The organism is Paenibacillus dendritiformis (genome assembly GCF_021654795.1).
Classification (GTDB): domain Bacteria; phylum Bacillota; class Bacilli; order Paenibacillales; family Paenibacillaceae; genus Paenibacillus_B.
The window spans coordinates 4,330,293-4,343,868 of sequence record NZ_AP025344.1 but is presented as its reverse complement, the minus strand read 5'-3'; the positions used below and the strand labels follow the sequence as shown (position 1 = coordinate 4,343,868).

General features: G+C 58.9%; 11 protein-coding genes. 9 read left to right on the top strand and 2 right to left on the bottom strand.

Going from position 1 to position 13,576, the window contains the following annotated elements; translation table 11 throughout:
* Nucleotides 1-214 precede the first annotated feature (214 nt).
* From L6439_RS19255 to L6439_RS19240, 4 genes are all read left to right on the top strand, one after another.
* On the top strand, nt 215-2,068 hold the full coding sequence (locus L6439_RS19255; protein WP_168180179.1) for a CHASE2 domain-containing protein: 1,854 nt from the start codon (nt 215-217) through the stop codon (nt 2,066-2,068).
* 103 nt (nt 2,069-2,171) lie between these two features.
* Entirely contained in the window at nt 2,172-4,073 is a 1,902-nt protein-coding gene (locus tag L6439_RS19250) for a FecR family protein (RefSeq protein WP_213469512.1), read from the top strand.
* 18 nt (nt 4,074-4,091) lie between these two features.
* Entirely contained in the window at nt 4,092-5,831 is a 1,740-nt protein-coding gene (locus L6439_RS19245; RefSeq protein ID WP_237096544.1) for a stalk domain-containing protein, read from the top strand.
* Nucleotides 5,832-5,879: 48 nt separating this feature from the next.
* Nucleotides 5,880-7,292 (top strand): L,D-transpeptidase, encoded by a 1,413-nt coding sequence (locus tag L6439_RS19240; RefSeq protein ID WP_213469511.1) that lies wholly within the window; start codon nt 5,880-5,882, stop codon nt 7,290-7,292.
* An 84-nt stretch (nt 7,293-7,376) separates the two neighbouring features.
* Here the strand turns inward: L6439_RS19240 and L6439_RS19235 are convergent, their stop codons facing one another.
* Nucleotides 7,377-7,514 (bottom strand): hypothetical protein, encoded by a 138-nt coding sequence (locus L6439_RS19235; RefSeq protein WP_213469510.1) that lies wholly within the window; start codon nt 7,512-7,514, stop codon nt 7,377-7,379.
* A 251-nt stretch (nt 7,515-7,765) separates the two neighbouring features.
* Between L6439_RS19235 and L6439_RS19230 the strand changes: the two genes are divergently transcribed.
* The 5 genes from L6439_RS19230 (at nt 7,766) to L6439_RS19210 (ending at nt 12,383) form a co-directional block, all read left to right on the top strand.
* Nucleotides 7,766-8,869, top strand: a complete 1,104-nt coding sequence (locus L6439_RS19230) for a quinone-dependent dihydroorotate dehydrogenase (RefSeq protein ID WP_213469614.1) — start codon at nt 7,766-7,768, stop codon at nt 8,867-8,869.
* Nucleotides 8,870-8,926: 57 nt separating this feature from the next.
* On the top strand, nt 8,927-9,736 hold the full coding sequence (gene yjbM, locus L6439_RS19225; RefSeq protein WP_168180175.1) for a GTP diphosphokinase: 810 nt from the start codon (nt 8,927-8,929) through the stop codon (nt 9,734-9,736).
* A 17-nt stretch (nt 9,737-9,753) separates the two neighbouring features.
* Nucleotides 9,754-10,146 carry a DUF309 domain-containing protein gene (locus L6439_RS19220; protein WP_213469509.1) on the top strand — a complete coding sequence of 131 codons (393 nt, stop codon included), beginning with the start codon at nt 9,754-9,756 and terminating at the stop codon, nt 10,144-10,146.
* A 265-nt stretch (nt 10,147-10,411) separates the two neighbouring features.
* Nucleotides 10,412-11,755 carry an MFS transporter gene (locus L6439_RS19215; RefSeq protein ID WP_213469508.1) on the top strand — a complete coding sequence of 448 codons (1,344 nt, stop codon included), beginning with the start codon at nt 10,412-10,414 and terminating at the stop codon, nt 11,753-11,755.
* A 19-nt stretch (nt 11,756-11,774) separates the two neighbouring features.
* Nucleotides 11,775-12,383 (top strand): ArsR/SmtB family transcription factor, encoded by a 609-nt coding sequence (locus L6439_RS19210; protein WP_213469507.1) that lies wholly within the window; start codon nt 11,775-11,777, stop codon nt 12,381-12,383.
* 75 nt (nt 12,384-12,458) lie between these two features.
* Here the strand turns inward: L6439_RS19210 and L6439_RS19205 are convergent, their stop codons facing one another.
* Nucleotides 12,459-13,541, bottom strand: coding sequence for an efflux RND transporter periplasmic adaptor subunit (locus tag L6439_RS19205; protein WP_168180171.1), 1,083 nt, complete (start codon nt 13,539-13,541; stop codon nt 12,459-12,461).
* Nucleotides 13,542-13,576: the final 35 nt, after the last annotated feature.

Genomic DNA, 13,576 nt, shown 5'->3' with positions numbered 1-13,576 from the left:
ATGGAAAGAATCCGTCATGCGTTACGCAAATATCCCTAAACATCGGGGGACAGCCGCATTTTTCTATGCAAATCGGGACTTCCGCGCGGCCTAGCCGGAGTGAGGCCGCTGTCATTGCCAAGAATGCTTTCCTCGTTCTACAATGTTATAGTTAACGCCGCAACAACTGAATATATGAACATATTCCATTTTATCAGCCAGGGGGAGGGCTGGGATGAAAAATTACGGTATTCCGATCGGGATCGCGGCCCTCGTCACCATCATGGCGGTGTATGTGTACTGCTTCGGAACCGGGGGCTCGTTCCAGATGGCGGAGCATGCCCTTCGCGATGCGCTGCGCACCAAGAGCGTGGCCGAGCAGGCTCCCGACGATCGGATCAAGATTATTGCGATTGACGAAGAATCCCTGAATCAGTTGGGGCCGTTTCCTTGGCCACGCAGCGTATATGCGGATATGATCAAAAATCTGATGGATGCCGGAGCCAGATCGGTTGCGCTGGATCTGCTTCTCATCGATCCGGCTGCGGACAAGCGGGAGGATACGCTGCTGTCCGAGCAGCTGCAGCGCTATCCGCAAGTCTTCCTGCCGGTTCAGGTCACCCTGCAATCGCGTCAGCCTGACGCGGAATCGCTGCTCGTTGATCGCGTCGATCGGCCGGCCGCTTCTCTGCAAGTCCCGGAGGCGCAGCAGGGCCATGTGAATGTCCTTCCCGATCCGGACGGGGTCATTCGGCATATGACGCTCGGGCTGCGCGACGAGAAGGGCGGGATGATCCCGTCGCTCGACGTGCTGCTTGCGAACCGGATGCTCCCGGAAGAGGAACAAATCCGTTGGGATGAGGAGAAGCAGGCTTGGCTGCGGGGGGACAAGCCGATACCGGCGGATGCACGGCATCAGGTGGCGACGGATTTCTTCACTTCCGCTTACGGTTATGGAGACAGCGAACTGAACGGATACGATCGCCAGTCGTTCGTCGATGTGTTGACCGGCGTCGTCGATGCCGCATATTACCAGGATACGACGGTCCTTATCGGCCCGTATGCGACCTCGCTCAGCGACAAGCACATGACGCCGCTGAGCCGGACGATGACGCTCCACGGCGTGGAAATCCATGCGAATATGGTGCAATCGCTTCTGGAAGGGCGCTTCTATAAGGAAGCTCCCTTCGGCTGGAACGTGCTCGCGCTCGCCGTCGGCATCGCCGCTGCCGCCTGGTGCGGGAACCGGGTTCGGGGGGTGCTGGGGGCAGGATGCGCCCTGCTGATCGCCGGGCTATATACGGTGATCTGGATCGGGGTCTATGAGAGCGGTTCGGTATTCATTCCGTATTTCACCGAAATATGCGGGATGACCGCCGCTTACACGCTTCTTCTCGCCTATCGCAGCCGGGAGGAGCGGCGGGCGCGCCAACAGGTGGAAGAGCTCTTCGGGCGGTATGTGTCGCCCGCCATCGTAACGGAGCTGCTGCGAGCCAGGGAGCCGATTCGGGTGGGCGGAACGCGCTGCGATATTACCGTCATGTTCATCGATATCCGGGGCTTCACTCCGCTCTCGGAACGGCTGGCCCCGGAGGAGACCATTCAGGTCCTCAATCAATATTTGCATGCTTGCGCCGACGTCATCTTCCGCCACCAGGGAACGTTGGATAAGTTCATCGGCGATGGCGTGATGGCCATCTTCGGCGCTCCTTATCCGCTGGAACGGCATGAAGAACATGCGCTGCAAGCCGCGTTAAGCTTGGTGAGACGGGCGGAGCTGTTGAAGCAGACGTTGGGGACTCGGGATATTTCCGTTCAATTCGGGATCGGGATTCAGAGCGGCGAAGCGGTCGTCGGCAACATCGGCTCGGAAGCGCTCCGGCTCGATTATACGGCGATTGGCGACACGGTCAACACTGCGGCGCGCCTGGAATCGCAAGCGAAGCCGGGACAGGTGCTGGTCGGAGAAGAAACGGTGCGCCGACTCGGCAGCCGGTTCAAGATGTCCGAGGTTGGGCCTCTCAAGCTGAAGGGCAAATCGGAGCCGGTGCTCGTCTACGAGCTGCTGGCCGAACAAGAAGAGGCGTGAAGTAGGACAGAAGGACGGGTTTCATACGCAAAAAGGATGGAAAAGTAAAAAAAACTCGCAATTCGGTCATTTTCATCCGATAGTAAAGGAGAGGAGGGATAACGTGCAACGACGGAGATGGAATCTCATGTGCATTATCGCATGCTGCCTGCTAGTGGCTGGGCTTATCCGGCCTGTGCCGGCTGCGGCTGCCGACAAGGCGGTGCGCGTAGCTCTCGTGAAGGAATGGAAAGGAACGGCCACCGTGACGAAATCAGGCGGCGGCAAGCCGCTGCAATTATTCAAAAATATGAGCATCAATCAAGGAGACCGGATTGTCACCGGATCGAAATCCCGCGTCGTGCTTCAACTGGTCGGCGGAGACGAGGAGGACGAACTGACGATCGGAGAAGAGGCGGATGTAGCCTTTACGGAATTGGATGGCGAAAAAGGAGCCAAAACGAAAATCGCCGTATGGGCGGGCTCCGTCTTTGCCAAAGTAAAGTCGATTATGGGCGTGGATGATCGCTTCGAATTGGAAACGCCAACGACCGTGATGGCTGTCCGCGGCACTCAGTTCGCCGTGCATGTCGATCCCGGCGCCGGATGGACGGATCTGCATGTTACCTCCGGCGTTGTCCGCACGCAGTACCTGGGCATCGCTACGGATTCCGCCGCCCGGGGAACGTCACTAAAGCCCGTGTTGGAGCGGGATGTGTATCCGTCGCAAGCCGCCAGCTTCATTCCGTCGAAGTCGGGAGGAGTGGAAGCCTTGTTCGCCTATGCGGATACCGATTCTCTCGCGGCAGAGCTTGACCCTGCCGTGCTGCGGGCGATGGTTCGCGGCTTCCGCGACGCGGCCGAGGAGAACAGCCGCTTGCTGCGGGCATGGCGGGAGGCGGCCTGTTCGGCTGAGTCGTCCCCGGCGGACGGCAAATCGTGCCGCGTGCTCGAGAGCTTCCTCCAGCTCGGGGGCGATAAGGAGGGCAGCGGAGCTTCGGCAGGAGCGCGTAGCGAGGAAGAAATCCGCATTCAGCGCAACCTCGCCGCATTCCATGGCGTCATCGTCAGAGCGGCGCTGGAGGCGGGACGGCTGACGGCGGCCGAAGCGGCAGCTTCTGGCACGGCTTGGCGCGACGCCGCCTTACAGCTTACTGCGGGCGAACGGGAGCGCATCACCCGGATGAAGGAAAAGCGAAGCCGCCTGGAGGAAGCCTTCTCCGCAGCTGAGCCGCCTCTGTCCAAGGAAGAGGAAGCGCGCCGGCAGCAGCAGGCGAAGCTCGATCGGGAACGGCAGCTGCAGCTGGAGCGGGACTATGCCGCATCGCTGGGGACAAAAGATCGCGAGCGCTTTGCCGAGGACTTGAGGAAGGCCCGGCTGGAAGTATGCGAGAACGGAAAGGAATCGGCCTTGTGCGTCGAGGCTCCGAAGCCAGGCCTTGCAACGGACGAGACTTCGGGGAGCTCCGCGGGCAATGGAGGGATGCCGAACCCGGACCCTGGGCCTGGTCCGAAGCCTGACCCGGATCCAGATCCCGATCCCGAACTGAAAAAGGATGTGCTGGAGCTGACCGCAAGCCCGGCAGAGGTCCAGCCGGGGGGCGCGGTCGAGATTACGGCCGTCTTGAAGCGACTGACGCAGCCGGTTGATGTCGCCGCCATCCAGTTCGCGGTCCAGGCGACCGGCGGAACGCTCGATCGGAACAAGCTCGATCAGAATGCCGGGCAATACCGGCACGGCGGCGGCAAGTTCGATATTGCGTTGAGCCCGGACGAATATAAGGAAAAGAACAGTGTGGACGCCGTATCGGTCACAGGAAGCCGGGTATTGTACCGGATTCTGGTCACGACGCCCGGATCCGTCCGGCTCGACAGCGAGGACGCGATGCTGACCCTGCCTTATCTTGCCGGATCGGGAGGAACGATGTCCTTCATGATCTCCGATATCCGCTTCTACGATGCGGCAGGAACGGCTCACTCCATCGCCCCGATGGAAAAGCCGTTGGAAATTAAAGTGAATCCATAAGTCATAAAGGAGAACAGCATGTATCAAAAAATAAAGCAATTCCATTGGGCAAGCAAGATGCTCCTCCTTATGCTGTGCATCGGCGCGGCCGCTGCGGAAGGAACGGCTTCCGCGTCGCCTGCGCCAGCTCCTGTGAAGCCGGTACAGGAAATGAGCCAATTCGACAGCTTGTCGACCCCTGCGTTCGACTTCGGCTCCTGGAGCCGATCGACGGTCTGGTACGAGACGATCGATTGGGCAGGCTCGGGCGTGCCCGGCGCGGCTGACGGCAAGCCCGATCAGGCGAGGTTCCGCTATCCCGCCGGATTGTTGGCAGGGAAGAACGGACTGCTTCTCATTGCGGACACCTATAATCATCTGATCCGCCGGGCTGACGCTGCGGGACAGGTCACCACGTTGGCCGGACAGGTCCGCATGGCATCGGGGACGGGGGAGCCGAACGGAGGTTGGGCAGACGGCAAGTCTGCGGAGGCCCGCTTCCATCGTCCGATGGGGATGGCGGAGGATCGGGAAGGCAATCTCTATATTGCCGATGCGGGGAATCACGTCATCCGCAAGCTGGACAAGTCGGGCCGATTGACGACGGTAGCCGGCAGCGGCCTGGCCGGCTGGAAGGACGGCGCAGGATCGGAAGCGCGCTTCAACGAGCCGCGTGATGTGGCCGTGGCGGAGGACGGTTCCCTTTACGTCGCGGATGCCTTGAATCATGTCATTCGCCGCATTGATGGGAACGGAAATGTGACGACGCTGAATGCCCGCTCGAAGCGGATCGTCGAGTACGCTCCCGGCGCGGTCGCGGCAGGAGGCGATTATGCGGACGGCAAGCTCTCGGAGTGCAAATTCAACGAGCCGAGCAGCCTGGCCTTCACTCCGTCCGGCGATCTGGTGGTCAGCGACACGGGAAATCAGCGTCTTCGCCTGATTGATCTGAAGCGGAAGCGCGTGACGACGCTTGCCGGTGCCGGATCGGTGGCCAGCTATAGCAGCAAGTTCCCGGACGCGCGGCTGTATGCCGCGGGAGGATACCGCGACGGGAAGGCGAGTGAGGCGCTGTTCAACGGTCCGGCCGGCATCGCGGTTACGGCCGAGGGAGGCATCGTGGTCGCGGACCGTTGGAACCATGCCGTACGTTATATCTATGACGGCAAGGTATATACGTTAAGCGGAGGCGGCCGGACAGGCCATGAGAACGGATGGGCGGAACAGGCGACGTTCCGCGAGCCGATGGATGTAGCCGTGCTAAGCAACGGAACGATAGCGGTGGCGGACGGATTCAATAACTCGATTCGCCTTATCCGCCGCTACACGCTGCCGGAGGAGGTTCGTTCCTCGGCCGAGGCAAGCTCGTCCTCGCAGGACGCGGTCGTTGCGGTGTACAACGACCGGCGGGTCGAGATGCCTGTTCCGACGGTCATCCGGAACAATCGGGCGTTCCTACCGCTGGAGCCGTGGAAGATCCTGCTCGGATACGGGATGGAAGAGCTGGATGAAGACAAGGTGCGGGTCATCTTCGGGCCTTCGGTTCTTATTCTGGAGCGGGATGTGGCGCAAGTACAGGTAGAACGCAGCGGGGTGAAGCGGACGCAGACGCTCAGCGCGGAGGAAGCGCCCTTCCGCCAAGACGGACAGTGGCTGATCCCGGCGCGCTTGCTCGATCAGTTCGGGCTGCATGTCAGTTGGGTTCCGGAGCTTCGGACGCTTATACTTCGCGACACCGTATTTGAACGGCTGCGTTCGGGCGAAGCGGCCGGACGGTAGGGAAGGAATCGGGGAGAAGACGATTCATTAGAGAAAGGAGGAACCAGAATGCCGCCTCAATCCGGCCAATCGGCTCCCCAATGGTCCAAAAAAGACCAAGCCTATATGAAGGAGTACCTGGAATCTCATCCGGACAACCGGATGGCCTGGTATTTGCTGGGCAAGCAATATGAGCGTTCCGGGGAGCAAGGGAAAGCCAACTACTGCTTCAACCAGGCAGGAGATATCTATAAAGCGTTCGAGAACGAGCCTCTGCCGCAGGAGACGGTGGAGGAGCAGGTGAAGGAGCGGATGGAGCGCGAGAGGCGGCGCCGGACGAAGGCCCGCCGGCGGCGGACCGGGTTATTGGCCATTCTGTTCCTTCTGCTGCTTGTTCTCTTGCCCGGGGGAGAGGCCGCGGCACCCGACGGAACGCGTCTCCGCGTTCAGCGGGAGAAGGGCCCTGCGCCGGCGGCGCCGCAAGAGGAGGCCGCTGGAGGCACCTTCTACCGGCTGGTGGCGGCTGGAGATGACGAGGGCTATGCGCGTGTCTTGAAGGGGATCCTGGAGAAGGAGCGAAGACGGAATGGCGAGGATGCCGTCGTTCGGATGAAGGCCGACGAAGGGTGGGTCATCTGGTCGCGGGAGCCCGAGCCCGTTCTGTTGGCCATCTCGCCATCCGAAGGCGGGCCGATCGAGATGCTGCCGCTCGCGGATCCCGATTGCCGCTGCGAGGAGGAGAGGCTGACGGTGAGCCAAGGCGCGGCGCTGTGGGCCGAAGCGAGCGAGCAGCGGCTGATTGCCAAGTCGGCCCTGACGGCCTACGTCAAGCAGGGCAAGTCGGCCCCGGATCAGTGGTCCGCCATGGCGAGAGCCTATCCGGCGAATGCCGTATCCGGGACGTCGGCGACGATTGAACAGGCTTATGCGGAGGTGCTGAAGGTATACCGCAGCGGGATGGACCGCGGCTCGAAGCGGAAGCGGGGCGAGCAGGCGCTCTCCCGCATGTGGGCGGATGAGGCCGATCCGTTCCGGGAGCCGATTCGCATCGTGGTCGACAAAAAACGGCATCGCCTGGGGGTCGTGAGCGGCCGCATCCTGCTCCGCAACTATGAGATCGGGCTGGGGGGCAGCCGCACGCCGAAGGGGAAGTTCGTCATCTCGGAGAAGGTGGTGAATCCGAATGGCTCCGCGACCGGCACCTTCGGAAGCCGGGGGATGACGCTGTCCGATACGCTCTACGCGATTCATGGCACCAATGAGCCGGACAGCATCGGCCGGGACGAATCGCTGGGATGTATCCGCATGCTGCCGGACGATGTCGAGGAACTGTTCGACATGGTGCCGATCGGGACGGAAGTGAGCATTGAATCGGACGTGCTGCCCGGCGCGCTGCGAATCCCCCAGCCGGAAGGACGCTACCGGCTCGATCTGACGCCGAAGCAGGAGAACCCTCATAAGGTTTACCGCTGGCTGGATTAACCGGCGCCCCTGCACAAAAGATAGAGCCGTGTTCCCTCGGAAGCTGAGGGGCACGGCTCGCTTATTCCCTGAAGGGCAGGCATGTTATCCGTTCACCACTAGTAAGATGGAAACGATAATGACAATGACCAGTGCGATGCCTCCCGCCCAAAAAATGGCTTTCTTGTTCACGGCATCGTGGGGCTTGGTCGCGATAACGGGAGGTTTCCGTTTCGTTGCCATAGTTCATCACCTTTCTTCGAAATCGCTTGTTCCCTGCCTTTATTGTAATCGTTTTCCGGGCAAAAGGCCATACGAATTGAAAGTGAATCCAGACTTTTCTTTTGCCGAAGAAAGATTTAAACTATTTGTTAGGGCCAAAATGCGCCTGCTTCTCTCAAGGGACGGCTGCCGTGCCGGAGAAGGGGTTGGCGACGAGCCACAATAGTACCGAAGCGGGCTTATGTCTGGCATGGATGAACGGAGTGAACACGTTGTTGTATCGATATATTGCAAAACCTCTGCTGTTTAAAATGGATCCGGAGCAGGCGCATCATCTCGTCATCGGGGGGATGAGCAAAGCGGGCCGGATTCCGGGCGTGCCAGCGCTGCTGAGAGGGGTATACGGGGTTGGAGAGCATCCGGCCTTGAAGACCGAGCTATTCGGCTTGTCCTTCCATACGCCGATTGGATTGGCCGCCGGCCTGGACAAGAACGCGGAGGCGGTGAGCGGGCTGTCCTCAGTCGGCTTCGGGTTCATGGAAGTGGGAACCGTAACCCCCAAGGGTCAGCCGGGGAACGAGAAGCCGCGCATGTTCCGCCTGCCTCCGGACGAGGCGCTTATCAACCGGATGGGCTTCAACAACAAGGGAGCGGACAGCATGCTGCGGTCGCTGTCGGCGCTTCCGAAGCGGCCGATTCCGGTATGGGTCAACATCGGCAAGAACAAGGTGACGCCGAACGAGCTGGCGCAGGATGATTATTTGTCCTGTCTGCGGACACTCTATCCGGTAGCAGACTTGTTCGTCATCAATATCAGCTCGCCCAACACGCCAGATCTGCGCAATCTTCAGCATGGAGACGAATTGAAGTCGCTGCTGCAGGCGGCGGTCGGGGAAATGAAGCGGCTCAATGCGGAGCATGGGCGGAGCAAGGCCGTGCTGGTCAAAATCGCCCCCGACGTGTCCGACGGCGAGCTGGAGCAAATGACGAGTACAATTATGGCGAGCGGCGTGTCCGGCATTATCGCGACGAACACGACGCTGTCCCGCATGGGAGCCGAGCACAGCAACCGGCTGGAGGCCGGCGGCTTGAGCGGGCGTCCGCTGGAGGAGCGATCGACCCAGGTCGTGTCCCGGCTGTACCGCCTGACGAATGGCTCGATCCCGATTATCGGCTCGGGCGGCGTATTCAGCGCAGAGGACGCCTACCGCAAGATTCGGGCCGGCGCCAGTCTGGTAGAGATTTACACCGGCTTCATCTACCGGGGCCCGGGCATCAACCGGGATGTGGCGGCGGGGCTGGCCCGCTTGCTGGAACGGGACGGGTTCCGGAATATATCCGAAGCCGTCGGCGCAGATCATCGGCGCAACGATTAAGATATCCGCTTGGACGCTCATAGATAACGGACGGTGGGAATGACAGGAGGCGCTTGAATGGACGGAAGAGATTGGGGAAAGTTTTTGCTGCCATATGAGCAGGCCGTCGAAGAGTTGAAAGTCAAATTCAAGACGATGCGCTCGGAACTGAAGAAGCGGGAAGAGTATTCGCCGATTGAGTTCGTCACGGGACGGGTGAAGCGCATCTCCAGTATTCTGGACAAGGCGAAGCGGTTGGACGTCCCGATGGACCAGTTGGAGCGCGGAATCGAAGATATCGCCGGCATCCGCATCATGTGCCAATTCGTGGATGATATCCGCCGAGTCGCTGAGTTCATCCGCCATCGCAAAGATATGACTCTGCTGTACGAGAAAGATTATATCACGAACTATAAAGAGAGCGGTTACCGAAGCTTTCATATGATTGTGGAGTACCCTGTTCAGACGGCGCTCGGCCAAAAGCTGGTCCTGGCGGAGATCCAGATCCGGACGCTGGCGATGAACTTCTGGGCGACCATTGAACATTCTCTCAATTATAAATATAGGGACAGCCTCCCGGAGGATGTGCGGCTGCGCCTGAAAAAAGCGGCGGAAGCCGCATTCATTCTCGATAATGAAATGTCCAGCATCCGGCAGGAAATATTGGAAGCGCAGCGCGATTTCGAGGATCAGTCGCGTCTGGTGCATCAATGCCTGGCCCTGATTCAGGAGCTGTACTTTTATCATAAAGTAACGGAAGCCGTCCAGTTCCAGCAGCGGTTCAACATGCTGTGGGAACGGGAAGACCGGGCGGGAATCAAGCAGCTGGAAGAAGATATTATCGCCATGCTTCGGGAGGCGAAGCAATCCGGCTCGGACAGCGAATGAACGGGCGGAGCGATGGCATGGCCTATGATCTCCGGTATATCCGGTTCCTTGACCTTTTCAACCGCGAGCGGGATTACTATGAATGCCATGACGTCATGGAGGATCTGTGGCTGGAGGAAGGGCGGAAGCCGTTGCTGCAAGCTCTGCTTCAGGTGGCCGTCGGTCTGTACCATCTGGAGAACGGCAACCGTCCGGGCGCCGTCAAGCTGTTGACGTCAGCGCTCGCGAAGCTGGCCAGCTATCCGGATACGGCGCTGGGCATCGATCTGGAGCGGCTGCGCCAGGATGCCGAACGCTGCTGCAGGCAATTGAAGCAGAGCGCGGGTGCGACGGGATGCTGCCCCGTAATTACGCTTCAGATTGTCGATGAACAGCTCCGCAGGCGCCTGGAAGAGGGGGATCCTTCATAGAGAGAAGAGGAATGATGGCAGGATTGCGGGGGCAGCGGTTCTGTATGGGCGGGGGAAGCTGGCCGTCCGCAAGGTCGTGGACAGAGTGATACATACCGGTAGACAGGATGAGGGTTGTCTCTATAAGAGGCAGCCCTTTTTGCGTTTGACGGCACATTTTTTATCGTTAAAAATATTTTTAATGATTCATAAAAGACTATTTACAAATCATTTTTTATCACTAAAATAAATTTTAACGATAAAAATGATTTTGGAGGTTGTCCTGATGAAACTGCTCTTCAGCAATTCTTCCTACCGGCGTTTATGGTGGGCCCAGCTCATCTCCGAGCTTGGAGACGGAATTACCCGCCTCGTCGTTATTTTCCTGGTCGCCCACTTGTCGGACAGTCCGCTCGCGCTGAGCCTGGTCGTGTTGTCCCAAGTGCTGCCTCAGATGCTGTTCGGGGCATTCGTCGGGCCGCTCGTCGACCGGATCAATCGGCCGCTGCTGATGGCCGCTTCCGATATCTACCGCGCGGGCATCGTGCTGGGGTTTATCCTGGCGCAACACAGCCTGCCGTTCATTTATGCGCTGATCTGGCTGCAGGGCATCGGCACCGTCTTTTTCGAGCCCGCGCGCTCCGCCCTTATCCCGCGCCTCGTCGGCAAGGAGCAGATTAGCTCGGCCGTCTCTCTGTCGCAGGCCACATTTATGTCGATGAGACTGGTAGGTCCCGCTCTGGCTGGCCTGCTCATTCCGCTTGGCCATTTCGGCTGGCTGTTCACCTTCAACGCGCTTACTTTTCTCCTTTCCGCCGTCTTCGTCTTCTCGCTGCGGGGAGTGGAGCCATGGAAGCTGAGCAGCGGGCAAGCGAAGGGCGGCAAGACGGCAGCCGAAAAAAACGAAGAGCAGGAAGCAAGGAAAGTACGGCAAGAGAAAGAAGCGAAGAGATCCTACATGGGGTCGTTCAAAGAGGGACTTATCCAAATGTACCGGCACGAAGGCCTGTTCGCCCTGCTTCTGCTGGTCGTTCCGGTGATGCTGGTCGTCGGCGTCGTCAATTCGAACCTGAATGCGGCGCTGCTCCAGACCTTCCGCATTCCGGCGGAGCATTTCGGCTTCGTCTCCAGCGTCATCGGCGCCGGAAGCATCATCGGAGCGATAGCTGCGCCCCATCTGCTGCGCCGCCTTCTACCGAGCAGGCTGCTGCTGACCGGGATAGCGGGCATTGGATCCGCTTGCATCTTCCTTCTGCCGTTGGCGCCGATATACGCTCATACGGGCATCATTAGCATATATGTATGGGCCCTGTTGACCGGGTTCACGATCTCTTGCACCAACGTTCCGCTCAGCAGCTTGTTCCTGACTCTGATGCCGGATGAGATAAGGGGCAGGGGGTCGGCGGTATTCGGAACCGTCGCCGAGACGGGCACCGTGATCGGGATTGGCCTGGGCGGCGTGTTCGCGGTCTGGTTCGGGGTGCTGGAGGCCACGGCGGTGGCAGGGGGGCTGCTTGTTATTGTCTCTATCGTTTTCCCTCTGTTAAAATATAGTCGAGCCTTAAAAAGGAAGACAGCAGGCACGATGACCCCGCCGGAAGGAGACGCGCAAGCGGCTATGCCTTCTTAGCGGTTAAGGAGGCCATGGATTGAAGAATCACCGGATTATTGAAGACCTCGAGCTGGCGAAGGCCCTTCTTGACTCGAGAAGAACCCAAATACTGCGATTGGCGCGGGAAGAGCCGGTAACGGTCAAGCAGTTGGCGGAACGCCTCAACGAGAAGCCTTCCCGCTTATACTATCACGTCAAAAAGCTGGAGGAGCTGGATCTGCTGCAATTGGTGGAGACGAAGCAGCATGGCAATCTGATCGAGAAGTATTATCAGACCAATCCGATGCAGCGCAGTTATACGTTCGATCGCGAGCTGGCGGCGGAGAATTCCGCCTATATTTTGCAGGAACTGTCAAGGGTGTTCCAGGAAGGCATCGGCATCATCGAGGAGCAGATTCATCTGGATCGGCATGGCGAGAAGATGCTGGCAGAGGCGAATATCGCGTACCGCAGCATGACTCCGAAGGAATGGGAGCAAAAAATGGCGTTGATTCGGGGATCGGTAGCGGCAGAGAATGGCTCCGATACGGTCGAGCCCGATGAACAAGAAGATCTGGGACGCTATGCCGAACAGACGGAGAAGGACGACTATGTATTCGTTACGCTGTCTTATCGGCTGAAGGATGTGCGGACGCCGAAGCCGTGACGGCTCCGGCAGGAGACGGAAGAGCCCCTGGCATGAAGGAATTCTCATGACGGGGGCTCTTGCTCTGGCGGGCTGCTATTGCAGGACCACCTGATCGCCTTCCTTCAAGCCTTCCAGGACTTCCGTTTTTTCCGGAGTCTCCATTCCGATCTTGATATCTCTCCGTTCGACTTGACCGTTGCCTTTGTCGAGGAAGACATAATACTGATCTTTCTCGCGCAGCACGGCCACGGTAGGAACGACGATGGCGTTTTCCTTGCGCTCGGTCTCGATCTGGCCGGTCAGGCTCAGTCCGGCGATGAGCTGCTTATTCGGCTCCAGTCCGATGATGACCTCGAATTGAGCGGGCTGATTCGTATTCTTCTCATCGGTGCCCGCCTTGGCGAATTTGGATACTTTGATGACTTTTCCTTGCAGCTTAACCTGCTTCAGGGCGTTGATCTTCACTTCGACCGGCATGCCTTCCGCGATGCGGAATACATCCTGCTCTCCGACAAGCGAGACGAGCTGGAGCTTGTTCAGATCGACGATCTTGCCGAGGCGGTCGTTGCTGTTCACCTGGGAAGGAATCTTCTTCGGATCCTCGAACAGGAAAATGCCGGACGCCGGCGCCCGAAAGTTCGCTTCATTGAGCTTCTTCTGCTTGTCCGCGATGTCCCGTTCCTGAATATCCAGGGTGACTTCGCTTAATTCCTCTTGGAGCTTCTGGGCTTCCCGCTGCACGAATACTTTTTTGCGGTCCGCCTCCGTCACGCCTAGCGCCTGATCCTCCTGGCCCAGCGCGCTCTGGACTTCCGTCAGTCTCATTTCGAGGCGCTGCTTCTTGATTGTCGCTTGCGTCTGCGCGATTTCATTCTCGAGGGCGGTCGAGTCAAGCCGGAACAACACGTCTCCTTTTTTGATTTGCTGGCCGTCCTTCACGTTCCACTGTCTTACTTCCGCGCCGAATGGAGCATGCACGAACGTCTCCTGCTCATAGCTGGACTTCCCTTTGACTTCGATGCTGTTCACCAGCGTTTCCCGGGTCACGGGGAAGGTGATGGCGTCATTGTTCTCCATCGCCGTGTCCGGGGCGGGAGGATTGCCGAATGAATAGAGTCCGTAACTGATTCCGGCGAGTACCAGGATAATGATTGCCCATTTTATTTTTTTCTTCATTCCGGTGAGCGGACCTCCTTAGTCTATAGTTGTGG